A 17377-nucleotide genomic window follows, 5' to 3' on the forward strand; every position below is an offset into this window, starting at 1 on the left:
AAGATCGCCGAACCGGTGGCCTGGGGCGAGCAGAAACCTACGGTGCCCGAGGGTTTCAGCATCACGGCCATCGCCACCGACCTGCGGATCCCGCGCCAGACCCTGGTGCTGCCCAACGGCGACATTCTCGTCGCCGAAGGCCGGGGCGGCAGCGCAGCGAAACTCAAGCCCAAGGATGTGATCGCCAGCGTGATCAAGGCCGAGGGCAACACCAAGGTCAAGGGCGGCAATCGCCTGACCCTGCTGCGCGATGCCGACGGTGACGGCACCTACGAGTTGAAAACCGTGTTCGCCGAAAACCTCAACGCGCCCTACGGCCTGGCCTTTGCCGACGGCAAGCTGTACGTGGCGAACCAGGATGCGCTGGTGCGCTTCGACTACGAAGACGGCCAGACCAAGGCCGGTGGCCCGCCCACCACCGTCACCGAGCTGCCCGCCGCGATCAATCATCACTGGACCAAATCCCTGGCGATCAGCCCCGACGGCCGCTCGCTGTATGTGGGCATCGGGTCCAACAGCAACATCACCGAACGCGGCATGGAGGTCGAGATCGACCGGGCGATGGTCTGGCAGATCGACGCCGCCACCGGTGCCCACAAGCCTTATGCAACCGGTTTGCGCAACCCGACGGCATTGACCATTCAACCGGGCTCCGGGCAGGTGTGGGCGGTGGTCAACGAGCGGGATGAACTGGGGCCGGACCTGGTGCCGGATTACCTGACCTCGGTGCGCGAAGGCGAATTCTACGGCTGGCCCTACAGCTATTGGGGCCAGAACGTCGACACCCGCGCCCAACCGCAGAACCCGGCCAAGGTCGCCGCCGCGATCAAGCCGGATTACAGCCTGGGTTCCCACGTCGCCGCGCTGGGCGTCGATTTTTCCATCCCGGCCATGGGCGAGAAATATGCCGACGGCGTCTTCGTCGGCGAGCACGGCAGCTGGAACCGGGACAATCCGGTGGGCTACAAGGTGATCTTCGTGCCGTTCAGCAATGGCCGGCCTGCCGGTGAGCCGCTGGACTTCGCCACGGGTTTCCGCGGGGACGATGGCAAGACTCGCGGGCGGCCGGTGGGGGTCACGGTTGATCCGAAGGGTGCGCTGATCATTGCCGATGACCTGGCCAACACGGTGTGGAGGGTGACGCGCAATAAATAAGGCCTGAAGCGGCCGATGTGGTTGCCTTCCTGTGGAGCGCGGCGGTACCTTCGCCGCACTCACGAACAGGAAGGTAACCGCAATGCCAGACACCACCGACAACGGCTTCTATGATCGCGCGGACGCGCACATCGAGCTGTCCAACGAGCAGTTCAGGGCGTTCGCCGACCTGGGCAAAGTCAGCGCCTCGATGATGTTCGGCACCACACGCTTCAATGCCTGGGTCAGCGCACGCAGCTTTAAATCCGGCGAAGAAATGGCCCAGGCGCGTGAGGCGATGCTGAAGTATTTCTGTGATCAGTACCGGATGATGCTTGAGGATAATCTTGATGATCACATCAACAATTTCAGCAAGTACATGCTCGTTAAGGGCAGTTGAACCCGCCCGCACAGGGCGGTGTGTCGACCTGTGATACCCGGCGCTCAAATTGCAACGAAGTGGCCCGCGGCGACCTCGCGGTAACTGATCGGCGGAGCCTTGTAGCCCACCTCGTAAATCCTGCTGGGCACGCTCTCCTCCATCAGGCTGAACGGCTTTCTGGGCACGTTCAGGTCCGCCGAGGGCACCGCGCTCAGCAACCTTTGGGTGTAAGGGTGCTGAGGCTGCTCGAACACTGACTGGCGTGGCCCGATCTCAACGATGCGTCCGTGGTACATCACCCCGACCCGGTGGCTGACCCGCTCGACCACCGCCAGGTCATGGGAAATAAACAGGAATGAAATGCCCATCTCGCGCTGCAGGTCCTGCAGGAGATTAATCACCTGGGCTTGAATGGACACGTCCAGCGCCGAGACGGCTTCATCGGCGATGATCAGCTTCGGAGACAGAGTCAGCGCCCGCGCGATGCAGATCCGCTGTCGCTGCCCACCCGAGAACTCGTGCGGATAGCGTTGTGCATGCTCCGCCGACAGCCCCACCTTCTCCAGCAATATTCGCACCTGCTTTCGTGCTTGCGCGCCATGTGCAATGCCATGAACATGCAGCGGCTCCAGCAGGCTGTTCTCGATCGTGAGACGCGGGTTCAGGGATGCATAGGGATCCTGGAAGACCATCTGGATATCGCGGCGCAGCGAGTTCATATCGCTCTTGTTCAACGTCGTAAGGTTCTTGCCACCGAAAACGATATTCCCGCCCTGTATCGGCATCAGCCCGGCAATCGCACGAGCGCTGGTGGATTTCCCGCACCCGGACTCGCCCACCAGGGCCAGCGTTTCACCTGAGTAGATATCAAAGTCGATGCCTTCGACGGCATGCACACGGCGCCGGACCTTCCCGAGGAGACCACCTTTGAGGTCGTACCGAATGGACAACGACTCGACTCTGAGCACTGGCGGACTCTGGTAGTCCGGGGCCACGCCAGGCGCAGGTTCTGCACCCGCTGCGACGTCATCATCGATCAAGGCAAATTTTGCGGGGAGTTGAGTGCCACGCATTGAGCCGATTTTTGGAACAGCCGCCAGCAATGCCCGGGTGTAGGGCTGCTTGGGCTCCTGCAGCACTGCCCTTGCCGGACCTTGCTCAACGGTCTCGCCTTTCTTCATCACCATCACATGGTCTGCGACTTCCGCCACCACGCCCATATCGTGGGTGATAAAGATCACACCCATGGCCAGGCTATCTTGCAGCTCCTTGATAATCCGCAGGATCTGCGCCTGCACCGTCACATCCAACGCTGTGGTCGGCTCGTCGGCGATCAGCAGTGTGGGCTCGCAGACCAGCGACATCGCAATCATGATCCGTTGGCGCATGCCGCCGGAAAGCTCATGGGGAAACCGGTTCATGACCTGCTTCGCATCCGGAATACGCACCAGGTCCAGCATGCGTAATGCCTGGGCTTCGGCTTGCGCACGGCTGCACCGCTGATGCAGCAAGATGCCTTCGATGAGTTGCGCGCTGATCTTGAAGACCGGATTCAGCGAAGTCATGGGCTCCTGAAAGATCATCGACATGGACGAGCCCCGCAGTGTGCGCATGACAGACTCGGGCGCCGCCACCAGGTCGACAATCTGGTTATTCCTGGTTTGCAGCTCCATCGAGCCCGAAAGCACCCGTCCGCCGGCGCGCTTGATCAGGCCCATCATCGCCATTGAGGTGACGGATTTGCCGGAGCCGGACTCACCCACGATCGCCAGCGTCTGACCGCGCATCACCTCGAAGGACACATCGCGCACCACCGGCGTCTCGCGCCCTCTGGTGCCGAAGCCGACACTCAGGTTTTTCACCCGGGCTACCAAATTCTCGTTCATGGGGCGCTCCTTTAATCGACGATCGCCGAGATGGCCGCGTCAAGGTCGGCACGGGATTGATCGACCTTGCGCCGGCTCTGCGCAACCCACTCACGGTCCTGCTCCAGCTCGTTCTGGGCGATCGACAATAATCGCCGGACCTCGTCCGGGCCGACGCCGCCCGCGGAAGTGCGGGTCTCGACAAAACGGCGCGGGTTCAAAGCATCGCGGACCTGGGCATCCGAGTAGCCCAGGGTTGAGCCGACAGTTTCCACGCTGGCTTGATCCAGTGCGGCGCCGGTCACCCCGGCAGGAGCCACGCCCTCGTACAGGCAGTTCCGCACCAGGCGGGCCACGATGTGGTGGACCTGGCGGAAAGAGATGCCCCGGTCCCGAACGATCACATCGGCGAGGTTGCTGGCGGTGCACCAACTCCCGGAGAGCAGGGCTGTCATCCGGTCCTCATGCACCACCAGGGTTTCAATGATGCCGGTAAACAGGTCCAGCATGCCTTCGGTGGTGGCCAGCGCATCATGGATCAACGGCAGGTCGCGCATCGCCTGGTCGCCGGTACCTTCGGACCGGAAAGTGGCCAGGGCCGTGCTGAGCCAGGTCACCGATCCACCTGCAGCTTTCTTGATGGTTTCCAAGCCGCTGGGGTTTTTCTTCTGCGGGAAAATACTGCTGGTGCCGCAATAGCCGTCGTGGCTTTCCACCGTTCCAAATTCGACGCTCGACCAGATATGCAGGTCGGTTGCCAGGTCGTTCAGGTCGGCCATGACAAAGGACAATGCGCCAATCGTCTCTGCTGCGTACCATGCTTCGCGGCCCAGCTTGGAGTTTTCTACCAGGCTGTCGAACCCCAACAGGTGCGTGGTGCGCCCACGGTCCAGCGGCCAGGACGTGCCGGCCAGGCCGACGGCACCAAGGGGGTTGCGATTGACCCGGGTGTAAGCGTGCATCAAGCGGCTGAAGCTGTCGTGCAGCCTCGACGTAAAACTCAAAAGGTAGTGGCCGAACACCCAGGGCTGGGCATGCTGCATATGGGTGTAGCCGGGCATGATGGTGCCCGAATGCGTGGAGGCCTTCTGAATCAACGCCACCTGGAACTCATTGATACGGTCCAGCACCGCCAGGATGCGCTTGCGGTCGTACAGGCGGCGTACCGTTGCCCCTTGGTCTATCCGGCTGCGGCCGGTGTGCATCTGCCCGGCCGAGTCTTCGCCGATCCGGGAGAAAAGGTACGATTCAACCTGAAGCAGGAAGCTGCCTTTCTTTACATCAAACGGGAAGTCGGCGGGAACCATGTCCCGAATCAACCGCAGCTCCGCGAGGATGGCTTGCCCGACCGACACAGAAAGAATCTGCTGTTCAACCAGCATCACGGTGTGCGCCAGGTCCACTTCGACAAACTCGTGAAACTGACGTTTCTCGGTCTCAAGTGCCGGAATATCATGGTACTTGACCATGCGTTCAGCGGGAGGAGCACTCAGGCGAGCGTCGGTTAACAGTGTTTCGTTGGCATGTAAATTCGACATTTAAATCACCGCTCAATAAGTTCTACATTCGTCAAATCGATGGTCCCTTCATAATCGACATCCAGGCCATTCAACGCTTTACGCACACCAATTATTTGCTCCTGGTCAAACAGCGGCAGATTGTCCGGGTCTTGTTCCCATAGAATCTGCTGAATCTGGCCGTAATAGGACATGCGTGTTTTTTCATCCAGTTCACGCGAGGCCAACTGAAGTAATTTGTCTACCTGAGGGTTGCTGTAACCCGTGAGATTCTGCGCGTCGCCGCTGGACAACTTTCGACGCAAACGAATATCCGCGTCAGATATGCCCGTTCCCAGTAACCACATGTTTGCGTCATTGCTACCTTTGCCCGTGCCCTTGCCCGGCTCGGAGCGATACAAGTTCTTTTGATACGTTGCCCATTCCCATACCTTAAACTCGGTCTTCAGCCCCACGGCGTTAAGATAGCCTTGGACAACTTCCGAGACCTGGCGATCTTTGGTATAGCGTCCCGCCGGGGTCCATATAACTACGGTGCCTGGATAACCGCCTGGATATACCTCGTTAATTATTTTTCTTGCCGCATCAGGGTCGTACTTCACCGGAGGGAATTCACGTCGGGCTTGCGTACCCTCCGGAAATGGGCCAGTGGGTACTTTTCCATATCCCAACAACACTTTGTCGACCAATGCCTGGCGATCAATCGCCATACTCACCGCCCTCCGTATGCGCGGGTCATCAAAGGGCGGTTTGGTCAGGTTCATTTCAAAGAACACCTGGAATGTGCTGGGTACCCGCAGCAAGGTGGATTTATTCAGTTCCTTTAATTCAATAGCCGCCTCGGGCGATAAATTTGCCGCGATATCCGCATTGTTCGTTCGCAGCTCTATGACTCGGGAAGAATCTTCCCTGACCGGACGGAACACGATGGTTTCCGGTTTTGCCGTTGTTCCATAAAAAGCGTTGTTCTTATGAATAACGGCCTGGTCGTTGGGTATCCAACTATCAAATACGTAGGGCCCGGTACCGACGGGATGGTGCCCATAAGCCCGTCCATATTTAACGACAGCGGCCGGACTGCTGATTGACGAAGATTCTTTTGCCAGTAACTCCAACATTGTGGGTGACGGATTTTTTGTGGTGATGCGTAACTCATTCGGCGCTAGCGCATCCACCGAAGCTATATCCGCATAGTAGGACCGGTGCGGAGAACCGAGCTTGGGGTTCATGATTCGGTCCAGGTTAAACTTCACCGCTGCAGCATCAAACGCCGTGCCGTCATGAAAGGTAATTCCCGGTTTCAGGATAAAAATCCATTGCCGTCCATCCTCGGACCTTGACCATGACTGCGCCAAATCAGCTACAAACGTGTTATGCCCGTGACCGTCCCATGCGACCAACCGATTAAACAGGTGATTAATCACGTTATAGGAAGGCACACTGCGCGAAATCGCTGGGTCCAGGGTATCGATATCAGCGCCTTGAACGAATGTCAGCTTCTTCAGGTCTTTGGCGTTGGCAACAAACGATAGGCCCGCCGACAGTCCAAGGATGCCGACAACAGCGAAACTCCGTATCAATACTTCCAGGCAATTCAGACGCCGCATAATCTTTCTCGCTTGATAATTCTGGTGGACACACAGGGCGTGTTTAACCGCGCCGAACTCATTTATGCGTTACGTGATTTCGGGTCGATATAGTCTCGCAACGCATCCCCCACAATGTTGAAACTCAATATGGTCAAAACCAGTGCAAATCCGGGCGCAATCAATACGTAGGGATGGGTGGTCAATAACGGCCGCGACTCGGCAATCATCGAGCCCCACTCCGGGGTGGGCGGCGGCGGGCCAAGCCCCAGAAAGCTGAGCCCGGAACCAATGAGGATTGCTTCAGCCAGCGAGACGGTGGCCTGGATAATGACCAGCGAACCGATATTCGGCAGGATATGTATCAGCAGCAGCCGCAGATCGCTGACGCCAATCGACTTGGAGGCCAATACAAACTCGCGGTTTCTCAATGCCATGACCGGCCCGGCAAAGAAACGCACGTAAATCGGGATCGTTGAAATGGCGATGGCCAGTGTCAGGCTTACTATGCTGTTGCCCGCCACCGTGATGACCAGAATGGCAACCAGTGTCCGGGGAAATGCAATCATCGAGTCCATGACCCGCATCACCACCCCGGCGATGGCGCCGTTGTAATAGCCACACGCCGCACCTAAAGCGATGCCAATGACCATCGCAATGCTGACACTTGAAACTGCGACGGTGAGCGTAATTCGTGCCCCCCACACGACTCGACCCAACAAGTCACGGCCCAATTGGTCCGTGCCGAGCCAGGAACTTGCACCGGGCTCGACAAGGGACGTTGATAAGTTGATCTTGGTGACCGAATCCCAATCAAACAACAAAGGGGCAGCTATCGCCGCAGCAACCATCACCAGGATCACGATCAATGAAGCAAACGCGAACCAGCGCTTATTGGAAATAAGGAAACTGACAAAGCCCAACCGATATTTTTTCGGAAGTTTCATATCGGCCTCAGTTGTAAGTGACGCGAGGGTCGAGGACGCCATAAACCAAATCCACCATTAAGTTGATAATTACCACCACCGCGGCAAACACAAGAACTGTGCCTTGGACGACATAAATATCCCGAGCCATGATTGCATCAATCAAGAGCCGCCCCATTCCCGGCCAGGCAAATACTGTCTCGACAATAACCGCGCCACCCAGTAACCGGCCGAAGTCCATACCGAATACTGTCACCAATGGAATGGCCGCATTGGAAAGTGCATGCTTGAGTACTACCTTGTAACTCGGTACACCTTTCGCATAGGCAGTACGAATATAATCTTCCCTCAGCACATCCATCATGGTGGATCGGGCCAGCCGTGAAAAAGTTGCAACATACGGCAAACCAAGTGTCAAGGCCGGTAATATCAGGTGTTGCAGCCCGCCTCTGCCGGTCGGCGGCAACCATCCGAGGTTGGCTGAAAAGATCAGCATCAATATCAGTCCCAGAAAGAAGCCAGGCATTGATATGCCCAGAACTGCAACGGTGGTCAGCGAACTATCAAGGAAGCCTCTGGGCTTCAAAGCGGCCGCAATACCGAGGGGAACACCAATGATGACGGCAAGCAACATTCCGGCAGCGGTCAGTTCAATCGTGGCGGGAAGAGTTCTGGCTATACCTTCGAGCACGGGCGTGAATGTCTGGAATGACTCGCCAAAATCACCCACGACAACTTTCCTGACATAAATAAGGTATTGATTGATTAGCGGCTTATCCAATCCGTAGTTTTGCCTTATTTGCGCAACATCTTCCGCTGTTGCATCCGGACCTGCTGCCAGCTGCGCAGGATCTCCCGGAATAAAGTGCATGACCAGGAAGACCACAATGGAGACTCCCAGCAGCATCGGAAGCAGAAGTAACAACCTGCGGACGGTATAATTCAGCACGCGCTATCCTCTTTTTTATTTTTACTTAAGCGGCACCCGATATTAATAACGGGAACTGCTTTTCTTTGGTAAAACCACGCAACTAAATCATCGCGCCGTTACATGCTTATAGCAAACCGGTAACAGGTTGGACGCACATAACAAAATGTTATACGCTCGCAAAAATGCGCCCTCCAACATTCGATCGAGAGCCACAATGAAACTCAATCCTCGCCAATTGGAAGCTTTCAGGGCGGTCATGCTCACCGGAAGCATGACTATCGCCGCCGAGGCACTTCAGGTCAGTCAACCGGCCATCAGCCGGCTCATCCGCGACCTCGAAATTGTCCTTTCCCTTCGACTGTTTCGCCGTGAAGGCAATCGCCTCATTCCCGGGGCGGAAGCACAGGTGTTGTACGCGGAGGTGGACAAGTTTTATCAAGGCATAGAACGCATCGAGCGGGTTGCAGAGGACCTTGTGACGCTGCGCACCGGCACATTGAGGATCAGTTCAATGAGCACGCTGGGGCTCAGTGTGGTGGCTGAGGGGGTATGCCGATTCGCGCGAAAGCACCCCGAGGTCAGAACCTCGTTGGATGTGCGCAACTCGGTGGGCATCCTGGAACTGACGTCTGCCAACCAGATCGATATTGGTTTTGTGCAGATTCCTTCAGGGGAATATCCCGGGATCCAGGTGATCAACCTGCCACCCATCAGCGCGGTGTGCGTGATGCCGGCCAACGATATGTTGGCCACCAAAGACGTGGTGACCCTGGAGGATTTGCACGGGCGACGCCTGATTACCCTGAACGCCAACAATCCTTTGCAGCGACGCATCACATCAGCCATGGAGGCTCGGGGTGTTGCAGGCGTCTCCAGCGTTGAAACCACCGCCGCGCACTCCGCCTGCGGAATGGTGTCCGGGGGGCTCGGCATCACCGTGTGTGATCCATTCACCGCCTCCTACTCGAAATACCCGGGCCTTACGTTCAGACCGCTGGACCAGGACATACCCTTCGAGGTTTCGATGGTATTTCCGGGTCACCAGCAGCGCTCCAAGCTCGCCTCGGATTTCATGCAGGTCATGGAAGGTATCTTCAGGTCGGAGTTTATTTCCATGATTCCCCGTGAAGCGTACTAATCGCGAGTCACTTCAGTTCGGTTGAGTAATTCAGCGGCACCCATTGCCACGCGGCGCCCTGACCACGCAAATGCCCCAGGCCGGGAAACGAGAGGTGCGCCGCGCCGACCAGCGCGCCCTCTTTCGCAGCCAGGCTGAACACGGTCTCGCGGGCAGTGGTGGCGGCTTTCTTGTCCGTATCAAACTCGATAGTCACCGACGGGTCGGCAAACTGCACGGCACCGGCGTGGATCAGATCACCGGCGACAATCATCTTCTGGCCTTTGCTCTCAACCAGGTAGCTGGTGTGCCCCAGGGTATGGCCATAGCTGGACAGCGCCTTGAACCCCGGCAGGATCTCCCCGCTGCCCTGGAAAGGCTGGAACTTTCCAAGCGCGATATACGGGTTCAAGGAAGCCATTGCACCCTTCGCGAACTCGGGTACGAAGCTGTTGGCGTCGGCCGAGGCAGGCTCCAGCCTCGCCGGCGAGAGCCAGTAATCGGCGTCACGCTTGTCGGCGTGTACCGTGGCGTTCGGAAACACCATCACCCCTTCGGCAACCAGCCCACCCACGTGGTCCGGGTGCATGTGCGTGAGAAGGATGTCATCGACCTGCTCCGGCTTGTAGCCGGCTGCCTGCAGGTTGGCCGCGAGCTTGCCCAGGGTCGGCCCGAAGAGCGCACCAGCGCCGGTATCGATCAGGATGAGCCGAGTGCCGGTATTGACGAGATACGCGTTCGTCGAGGTCTCAGTGGGCACCCCGAGGAACGCCTTGCGCAGTGCGGTAGTGGTCTTGACAGCCGGCTCATTCAGCAATTTGTCGAACGGTGCATCGATGGTGCCGTCACTCAGCGCGGTGACCTCGAAATCTCCAAGCATCGTGCGATAGTAACCAGGGGCCTGGGTTTTGACTTGGGGCGCGGCGGCAACTGCCACCGCCGGTGCCGCGATGGCTCCCAGTGCCAGGGCAGCAGCAAGGGCCGTGTAATTCAACACGCGGGTAAATGTCAGCTTGGTCATGGTGCAGCTCTCCAGTTGGAATCGGCGGCATCCTATTCAAGCGTTTTTTATAGTTGAAATCGAAACTCCGCATGCCAGGTATGTGTGGCGTAGATACCTGCCAGGGCCTGATGTCGTCAGGAAAGCACGCAGAGCTTGAGTTGTTCGCGCAACCAGAGATGTGCCAGGTCCTTGTCGAACCGTGGATGCCAGGCAGAGAACAAACTGAAGTCGCGCACCTCGAGGGGCAGAGCAAGGGCCGCCAGCGAGCGCTCATAACGGCTCAGGAAACGGGACGGAAGCACACTTACACAGTCGCTGTTCTGCAGCAGCAATGGAACGATGCTGTAGTAAGGCACCGACACCGCGACACGGCGCGCACGCCCCTTCTGCGCGAGCACATCATCAATAAAACCGTGAAAGCTGTTCACGGCACCCGACACCACCACATGCTCCAGGCCCAGGTATTCCTCCAGCGTTGGTGGCGCGGATCCGCGAGGGTGATCGGCGCGCTGGGCCATCTTGAATTCTTCCTGCAGCAGCAACTCGTGCGACAGGTTCCCGATACGGCTGTGTGATACCAGCGCGACGTCAATCTCGCCGCTTTCCAACTGATCGCCAAGCAACACCTGGTCGATCGCACGTATCGAAACCCGGATGCCCCCAGGACTCGCAGCCTGCACAAGCTGCACCAGCCGGGGCGCGACGATCGCAGCGGCGTTATCGTTCGCGCCAATCACAAAGGTCCGGTCCGACTTGGCAGGATCAAAGCATGGAAGGTCACCGACCACCGTCCCCAGTACCTGCAACGCCTGGCGCAACGGCTGACGCAAATGTTCGGCACGTGCTGTCAGCACCATGCCTTTTCCGGACTGAGCAGGCATCAATAAAGGGTCGCCGAACAGGTCACGCAACCGCGACAACTGCGCGGATAACGCCGACTGCGTCAGGTTGAGCTTCGCCGCCGCCCGCGTGACGTTCCTCTCCTCAAGCAAGACGCTGAGGGAAGTCAGGAGCGCGAGGTTGTGTCCAGTCAGGTTCATCGGGTTGATCCACTGCCATCTCTCAAGGTGACGTTAATGTAATCAGATACTGCCCCGACGTCACAGGCCTCCCTTGGCCATCCACCAACGCATATTGCTGCTGGTAATAGCGGTCTCCCCGGCCACTGTCGGCGACCAGCTTCACGTTCACGGCGCTGTGGTCGAGGGCCGTGACCGAGCCCACCGGTTGCACACTGCGCACGCTGATGGCGCTGCCGCGTGCGGACGTAGGGCAATTGTTGAGTTTCATCCCGTTGGCCACGGCGAGCGGTGTGCAAGACGCTTCGACGATGCTGCCGTGAAACGAGATGACCCCCTGCCCCACCGGGCTCGCGGCCATGCAGGCACCGGACAGGCTGAACAACAGGCCAACATGGATTGCAGACATTCTCTTGATGCGCATGCCGATACTCCCGGGGGTGATAAAGCCTATGCCCCGGGATATCGGCCGAGCAGCAGGTTATTTTAAGATTTGTCTGATGTTAGAAGCGGTTTTTCCAAAGACTTTGGAAATATCAGTGCCCGCCGACCACAGGTTTACCGTGGGCCCGGTGCCCCGGCTTGAAGCCATGGAGTCGCGCGCACCACACAATCGCGAAGCCCACCGCCAGCAACACCAACATTGCCCATGGGAAAGACGCCACGCCCCAGGTATCCAGCAACACGCCACCCACCACGCCGCTTCCGGCGATCGCGCTGTTCCATGCCACCACGTTCAGCGACAGTGCCACGTCCGCTCCATCGCCTGCCGCATCCGCCAGTGCGGTTTGCAGCAACGTCGCAGCGCCGCCAAAACTCAAGCCCCACACCGCCACGCCGAGGTAAATAACGCCCGGCACCTGCGCCAGAAAACCAAACGCCAAACACGTCGCCGCAAAGCCCGCCAGGCTGACCAGCACCGTCTTGCGCAACGCCACATCCACCAACCGGGCAGTCACCCAAATCCCGAGCAGCGCCGCTATACCAAACACCAACAACACCAGATCCACACGGTCCACCAAGCCCGCCGGAGCCACGAACGGCGCGATGTAGGTATAGAGAATGTTATGGGCGAGCATCCATGAGATCACCACCGCCAGCACTGGCCGCACACCCGGCGTGGTCAGCACCTTGCGCAACGGCATGCGCTGATGGGCCGACTGGCCGGGATAATCCGGCACTTTCACCAGCACCCAGACAATCAGCACCAGGGTCAGTGCCGACATGATCCCGAACGTGGTGCGCCAGCCCACCAGCCCACCCAGCCAGGTGCCCAGCGGTACGCCAAGTGACAGGGCAATCGGCGTTCCTACCATGGCCAGCGCCAACGCCTTGCCCTGCTGATGTGGCTCTACCATGCGCCGCGCATAGCCGGCCAACAAACTCCAGGCCAGCCCCGCCGCCATCCCGGCGAGGAACCGCGCCAACAGCGTCAGCCCGTAGTGGGAGGACAGCGCCGTGATGGAGTTGAACAGCAGAAAACCGACGATGGTCAGCAGCAGCACATTGCGTCGCCGCCAGCCGCGAGTCGCGATGGTCAGCGGGATCACCGCCAGCACCGAGCCCAGCGCATACGCGGTGACCATCTGCCCGGCCATGGACGCTGAAACTCCCAGCCCATCGCTGATCAGCGGCAACAGGCCCGCCGGCAGGGTTTCAGTGACGATGCAGATGAAACCGGTCATGGCCAGGGCGAGCAAGGCGCCGATGGGCAAGCGGTCGGGAACGGCGTCTGCCGATAAAGTGGTTGAGGGGGTCACAGGGAAACTCCTTGAGCGAGAGGACTTAAATACCGATCGATATAAATGTTGGGCGCCCCACGCAGCGTTGTCAACGACTTATGTATCGACTAGTATTTATCTCATCACCCGAGAGGATTTCCACATGGCACAGATGGGCCGCCCCCGCACCTTCGACCGCGATCAGGCCGTGGAACAGGCCATGCACCTGTTCTGGCAGCACGGTTACGACGCGACGTCCCTGAGCCAGTTGAAAGCCGGATTGGGCGGCGGCATCTCCGCGCCGAGTTTCTACGCGGCGTTCGGCTCCAAGGACGCGCTGTTCCAGGAGTGCGTGCAGCGTTATCTGGCGACGTTCGCCCAGGTCACCGAATGCCTCTGGGATGACAGCCTGCCACCGCGCCAGGCCATCGAGACGGCGTTGCGCCAATCGGCACGCATGCAGTGTGAAGAGGGGCATCCCAAAGGCTGCATGGTAGCCCTGGGCGTGATGAGCGCGCCCTCCCCCGAGAACGCACAAGTCACCCATGGGCTGACCCATTCGCGAGAGCGCACACGGGCGGGCATCGTGCATTGTGTCGAGCGCGGCATCCGGGCGGGCCAGTTACCCTCCGAGACCAACGCCCGTGCCATGGCCACGGTCTACGACAGTTTTCTGCAAGGCGTGTCGATCCTGGCTCGGGATGGCGTCGACGCTGATGCCATCGATACTGCCATTGGCCAACTGATGCTGACCTGGGACTTATCCGCCGCTACAGCGCCGCCCATTCGGCGCGATGCTCCAGCAGAAAATCCACAAACGCCCGCACCCGATGGGGCACATAGCGGCCGTGGGGATACAGCAAGGTAAACGGCCGTGATCGCCCGCCGTAAGGCTGTAAGACCTCTACCAGGCTGCCGTTGGCCAACTCCTCCTCGACGATGAACTTGTAGGTCTGGAATAACCCCGCGCCGTGCTTGGCCAGGGTTACGCCACCCAGCACATCGTCAGAGCAGCTGTAGCCTGCTTCCCCGGCAAACTCCCGCTCCTTGCCGTCCACCTGGAACAGCCAGGAAATGCGCCGCCCGTTGCTCGGCAATTCGTACTGGATGCACTCGTGGTTCGGCAAATCCTCCAGGGCCTGGGGCGTGCCGGCACGCTTCAGGTACGCCGGCGTCGCGACCACCACCAGCCTGGCGTCTTCCAGCAACCGCGCAATCAGCGTCGAGTCCGGCTGGGCCCGCACGCGAATGGCCAGGTCATAACCTTCGGCGACGAAATCGATGTTGCGGTTGCTGATGTGGATATCCACGCTGACTTGCGGGTACAGCGCACGGAATTTCGGCAGCAGCGGCAGGATCCGGTGATGGCCGTAGGTGGTCGGGATGCTGATGCGCAACAGCCCGGACGGCACCGATTGCGCGCCCATCATTTCCTGCTGGGCTTCCACCAGTTGCGTCAGCGCCTGGCGGCATTGCTCGAAAAATGTCCGGCCGCCATCGGTCAGGCGGATGCTGCGGGTGGTGCGCACAAACAGCCGGGAGCCCAGGCGCTCTTCCAACCGCGAGATGCTGCGGCTCACCGCCGCCGGGGTCACGCCTGCCACCTGGGCGGCGGCGGTAAAGCTGCTGGCCTCGGCGGCCAGGCAGAACAGCTCGATGCTGCCCAGCTGCAAATCTTCGAAATGGCGTTTCATGATGGATTACACCGGGTAGGTCTTTAAGGACTCGCTCACTGCTTCGAAAAACTAAAACAACAACCGCGAAAAATCACAACACTGCACCGCCAACTGCGCCACATTCTGGTTCAACCCAAACTGCCGATCCCCGCGATGCAACGCCACATACCCGACCCTCGGTAGCGCCGGTTCCGTCACCAGCGCGCGCAGCTCCCCGCGCTCGATCAAATGCGACAAACACCCCTTGGGCAAATAACTCACCCCCACCCCCGACAGCGCCAGCCCGACCTGCACCAACAGGTTATGACTGGTCAACTTGCGCGGCATCTGCACAGCATGCGCTGCCAACCAGCGCTCATAAATCAGCCCCGTCCCCGAGTGCGACCCCTGGGTCAACACCGTATACCCGGCCAATGCCTCAAGCCCCACCGGATCAGCCTCGCTGACCAACCCCGGTGCGCACATCCAGGCGTTTTCCACACTGCCCAGCGGCGTACTCAGGAAGCGCGAATCACTGTAGGCATCAGGCACGATCACCAGGTCCAGCTCATCACTCTCCAGCTTGCGAAACAGCTCACTGCTCAACTCCACCGACGGTTCGATCTGCACCTTGGGATAGGCCTCGCGCAACGCCTCCACCAGCGCCGGCAACCAGGTGAAAGCCGTCAATTCCGTCACCCCCAGGCGAAACCTGCGCACCAGCACTTCACGGGTGCTGACCCGCTCCAGCATGTAGTCGCGACGCTCCAGCAGGTCCTTGGCGTAGTCGAGCAACTCGGCGCCCTTTTCCGTCAACCGCGCATTGCGTTTGCTGCGGTCGAAAATCTCCACATCGAAGGTTTCTTCCAACTCCTGGATGCGCTTGGAAATCGCCGACTGCGACATGTTCAGCTTGTTCGCCGCCGCCTCGAAACTGCCCAGCTCGGCAATCCAGTACAACGCGTCGATTTGCTTGAACGTGATCATCGGCTATCTCCCATGAGAAAAAGCGATCCTATCAGATAATAAAATATCGCTAAAACTGTATGTTCATCACTCCTAAGATCTAGCCACAGACCCATAAGATCAATCGGAGTTACAGCCATGTCCTTGCCCGGTTCCCGCATCCTCCCCAACCCGCCGCTGGCTTCTGCCGAAGTGCTCGAAGCCTTCACTCACGTGGTCACCCCGCACATCAGCGACAACCTCGGCCGGCACATCGGCGCCCGTGGGCTGAACCGCTACAACCGCACCGGCAAGCTGGTGGGCACCGCGCTCACGGTGAAAACCCGCCCCGGCGACAACCTGCTGATCTACAAGGCCTTGAGCATGCTGGAGCCGGGCCACGTGCTGGTGGTGGACGCCCAGGGCGACACCAACAACGCGGTGATCGGCGAACTGGTCAAGCTCTACGCCCAGCAACGCGGCTGCGTGGGGTTTGTGATTGACGGGGCGATTCGCGATGTCGCGAGCTTCGAGGACACCCCTTGCTACGCCCGCAGCGTGGTGCATTGCGGCCCCTACAAGACCGGCCCGGGCGAGGTGAATGTGCCGGTGTCCATCGGCGGCATGCTGATCAACCCGGGGGATGTGCTGGTGGGTGACGAAGACGGCCTGGTCGCCTTCTCCCAGGCCGACGCCGCCGAAGTGCTGCGCAAGGCCGCGCAACACGCGGCCCATGAAGAGCAAGTCAAAGCCGAAATCGCCAGCGGTGCGGTGCGCCAGAGCTGGATCGACAAGGTGTTGCAACAGGCCGGCCTGGCAGGCTGAGGGGAGTCATCATGAGCACTGCCTTTCTGTCCGACCGGGTGCTGGGCATCGCGCCCTCCCCGAGCATCGCCGCCAACGCACTGGTCAGCGAACTGCGCGCCCAGGGCCGGGACATCGTCAACTTCACCGTGGGCGAGCCGGACTTCGATACACCCGCGCATATCCTCGAAGCAGCCAGCGCCGCGATGCACGGTGGCGACACCCACTACACCGCCACCAGCGGCACCCTCGCCCTGCGCCAGGCGATCTGCCTCAAGCTCAAGCGCGACAACCAGCTGGACTATGGGCTGGACGAAGTGATCGCCGGGTGCGGTGGCAAGCACATCATTTATCACGCCCTGGCGGCGACCCTGAATCGCGGCGACGAAGTCATCGTGCACACGCCGTATTGGGTGTCGTACCCGGACATCGCACGGCTGAATGACGCGACGCCGGTGATCATTCCCGGCGACGAGTCACTGGGGTTCAAACTGTCGCCCCAGGCCCTGGAACAAGCGATCACCCCGCGCAGCAAATGGGTGATCCTCAACAGCCCGAACAACCCCAGCGGCGCGGTGTACAACGAGGCCGAACTGCTGGCCCTGGCCGCGGTGCTGCGGCGCCATCCCCATGTGCTGATCATGGCGGACGAGATCTACGAGCACTTCGTCTACGACGATGCCCGCCACGTTTCCCTGACCCGACTCGCACCGGACCTGAAGCCGCGCACGCTGATCGTCAACGGCGCCTCCAAGGGCTACGCCATGACCGG

Annotated in this window: 17 protein-coding genes; 6 read left to right on the plus strand and 11 right to left on the minus strand. The window is 59.6% G+C overall.

What is annotated here, in order from left to right; all coding sequences use genetic code 11:
* Together HX846_RS11415 and HX846_RS11420 are read left to right on the plus strand one after the other, a co-directional pair.
* A partial coding sequence (locus HX846_RS11415; protein WP_178965410.1) for a sorbosone dehydrogenase family protein occupies positions 1-1155 on the plus strand: 1155 nt, incomplete at its 5' end.
* A gap of 82 nt (positions 1156-1237) precedes the next feature.
* The gene (locus HX846_RS11420) at positions 1238-1534 is read left to right on the plus strand and encodes a DUF3144 domain-containing protein (protein ID WP_003207921.1); all 297 of its coding nucleotides are present in this window, start codon (positions 1238-1240) and stop codon (positions 1532-1534) included.
* A gap of 44 nt (positions 1535-1578) precedes the next feature.
* Here the strand turns inward: HX846_RS11420 and HX846_RS11425 are convergent, their stop codons facing one another.
* From HX846_RS11425 to HX846_RS11445, 5 genes are all read right to left on the minus strand, one after another.
* Positions 1579-3402 carry an ABC transporter ATP-binding protein gene (locus HX846_RS11425; RefSeq protein WP_003207919.1) on the minus strand — a complete coding sequence of 608 codons (1824 nt, stop codon included), beginning with the start codon at positions 3400-3402 and terminating at the stop codon, positions 1579-1581.
* 11 nt (positions 3403-3413) lie between these two features.
* Positions 3414-4919 (minus strand): argininosuccinate lyase, encoded by a 1506-nt coding sequence (gene argH / locus HX846_RS11430; RefSeq protein WP_023659030.1) that lies wholly within the window; start codon positions 4917-4919, stop codon positions 3414-3416.
* A gap of 5 nt (positions 4920-4924) precedes the next feature.
* A complete protein-coding gene (locus HX846_RS11435) occupies positions 4925-6505 on the minus strand; it encodes an ABC transporter substrate-binding protein (RefSeq protein ID WP_178965411.1) in 1581 nt (526 codons plus the stop codon).
* A 62-nt stretch (positions 6506-6567) separates the two neighbouring features.
* On the minus strand, positions 6568-7431 hold the full coding sequence (locus HX846_RS11440) for an ABC transporter permease (protein WP_008433279.1): 864 nt from the start codon (positions 7429-7431) through the stop codon (positions 6568-6570).
* A 7-nt stretch (positions 7432-7438) separates the two neighbouring features.
* Positions 7439-8359: an ABC transporter permease gene (locus HX846_RS11445; RefSeq protein ID WP_003207915.1), complete on the minus strand. Its 921-nt coding sequence runs from the start codon at positions 8357-8359 to the stop codon at positions 7439-7441.
* Positions 8360-8555: 196 nt separating this feature from the next.
* On the opposite strand from HX846_RS11445, the gene HX846_RS11450 reads away from it, so the two are divergent.
* Positions 8556-9479 (plus strand): LysR substrate-binding domain-containing protein, encoded by a 924-nt coding sequence (locus HX846_RS11450; protein WP_087692926.1) that lies wholly within the window; start codon positions 8556-8558, stop codon positions 9477-9479.
* A 7-nt stretch (positions 9480-9486) separates the two neighbouring features.
* On the opposite strand, the gene HX846_RS11455 is transcribed toward HX846_RS11450, so the two are convergent.
* From HX846_RS11455 to HX846_RS11470, 4 genes are all read right to left on the minus strand, one after another.
* Entirely contained in the window at positions 9487-10479 is a 993-nt protein-coding gene (locus tag HX846_RS11455; RefSeq protein ID WP_102368482.1) for an MBL fold metallo-hydrolase, read from the minus strand.
* Positions 10480-10595: 116 nt separating this feature from the next.
* The gene (locus HX846_RS11460) at positions 10596-11501 is read right to left on the minus strand and encodes a LysR family transcriptional regulator (RefSeq protein ID WP_003207910.1); all 906 of its coding nucleotides are present in this window, start codon (positions 11499-11501) and stop codon (positions 10596-10598) included.
* A 22-nt stretch (positions 11502-11523) separates the two neighbouring features.
* The gene (locus tag HX846_RS11465) at positions 11524-11904 is read right to left on the minus strand and encodes a type 1 fimbrial protein (protein ID WP_003207908.1); all 381 of its coding nucleotides are present in this window, start codon (positions 11902-11904) and stop codon (positions 11524-11526) included.
* A 112-nt stretch (positions 11905-12016) separates the two neighbouring features.
* The gene (locus HX846_RS11470) at positions 12017-13240 is read right to left on the minus strand and encodes an MFS transporter (RefSeq protein ID WP_177009643.1); all 1224 of its coding nucleotides are present in this window, start codon (positions 13238-13240) and stop codon (positions 12017-12019) included.
* 124 nt (positions 13241-13364) lie between these two features.
* Here HX846_RS11470 and HX846_RS11475 point away from each other — a divergent pair, with 124 nt between their 5' ends.
* Positions 13365-14069, plus strand: a complete 705-nt coding sequence (locus tag HX846_RS11475) for a TetR/AcrR family transcriptional regulator (protein WP_102368481.1) — start codon at positions 13365-13367, stop codon at positions 14067-14069.
* On the opposite strand, the gene HX846_RS11480 is transcribed toward HX846_RS11475, so the two are convergent.
* Together HX846_RS11480 and HX846_RS11485 are read right to left on the minus strand one after the other, a co-directional pair.
* Positions 13972-14895 carry a LysR family transcriptional regulator gene (locus HX846_RS11480; RefSeq protein WP_087692928.1) on the minus strand — a complete coding sequence of 308 codons (924 nt, stop codon included), beginning with the start codon at positions 14893-14895 and terminating at the stop codon, positions 13972-13974. The two genes, HX846_RS11475 and HX846_RS11480, sit on opposite strands and share 98 nt — an antisense overlap.
* A 51-nt stretch (positions 14896-14946) precedes the next feature.
* The gene (locus HX846_RS11485; protein WP_008433274.1) at positions 14947-15843 is read right to left on the minus strand and encodes a LysR family transcriptional regulator; all 897 of its coding nucleotides are present in this window, start codon (positions 15841-15843) and stop codon (positions 14947-14949) included.
* Between the two features lie 117 nt (positions 15844-15960).
* Here HX846_RS11485 and HX846_RS11490 point away from each other — a divergent pair, with 117 nt between their 5' ends.
* Both HX846_RS11490 and HX846_RS11495 read left to right on the plus strand, forming a co-directional pair.
* Positions 15961-16626 carry an RraA family protein gene (locus HX846_RS11490; protein WP_134326042.1) on the plus strand — a complete coding sequence of 222 codons (666 nt, stop codon included), beginning with the start codon at positions 15961-15963 and terminating at the stop codon, positions 16624-16626.
* Between the two features lie 11 nt (positions 16627-16637).
* On the plus strand, positions 16638-17377 hold a 740-nt coding region (locus tag HX846_RS11495), incomplete at its 3' end, for an aminotransferase class I/II-fold pyridoxal phosphate-dependent enzyme (protein WP_178965412.1).

It is taken from the genome of Pseudomonas sp. K5002 (assembly GCF_013386655.1).
Lineage (GTDB): Bacteria > Pseudomonadota > Gammaproteobacteria > Pseudomonadales > Pseudomonadaceae > Aquipseudomonas.

Coding starts and splice junctions, on each gene's coding strand:
- HX846_RS11420 (WP_003207921.1), top strand. CDS start 1,238: ATGCCAGACACCACCGACAACGGCTTCTATGATCGCGCGGACGCGCAC.
- HX846_RS11425 (WP_003207919.1), bottom strand. CDS start 3,402: ATGAACGAGAATTTGGTAGCCCGGGTGAAAAACCTGAGTGTCGGCTTC.
- argH (WP_023659030.1), bottom strand. CDS start 4,919: ATGTCGAATTTACATGCCAACGAAACACTGTTAACCGACGCTCGCCTG.
- HX846_RS11435 (WP_178965411.1), bottom strand. CDS start 6,505: ATGCGGCGTCTGAATTGCCTGGAAGTATTGATACGGAGTTTCGCTGTT.
- HX846_RS11440 (WP_008433279.1), bottom strand. CDS start 7,431: ATGAAACTTCCGAAAAAATATCGGTTGGGCTTTGTCAGTTTCCTTATT.
- HX846_RS11450 (WP_087692926.1), top strand. CDS start 8,556: ATGAAACTCAATCCTCGCCAATTGGAAGCTTTCAGGGCGGTCATGCTC.
- HX846_RS11455 (WP_102368482.1), bottom strand. CDS start 10,479: ATGACCAAGCTGACATTTACCCGCGTGTTGAATTACACGGCCCTTGCT.
- HX846_RS11460 (WP_003207910.1), bottom strand. CDS start 11,501: ATGAACCTGACTGGACACAACCTCGCGCTCCTGACTTCCCTCAGCGTC.
- HX846_RS11465 (WP_003207908.1), bottom strand. CDS start 11,904: ATGCGCATCAAGAGAATGTCTGCAATCCATGTTGGCCTGTTGTTCAGC.
- HX846_RS11475 (WP_102368481.1), top strand. CDS start 13,365: ATGGCACAGATGGGCCGCCCCCGCACCTTCGACCGCGATCAGGCCGTG.
- HX846_RS11480 (WP_087692928.1), bottom strand. CDS start 14,895: ATGAAACGCCATTTCGAAGATTTGCAGCTGGGCAGCATCGAGCTGTTC.
- HX846_RS11485 (WP_008433274.1), bottom strand. CDS start 15,843: ATGATCACGTTCAAGCAAATCGACGCGTTGTACTGGATTGCCGAGCTG.
- HX846_RS11490 (WP_134326042.1), top strand. CDS start 15,961: ATGTCCTTGCCCGGTTCCCGCATCCTCCCCAACCCGCCGCTGGCTTCT.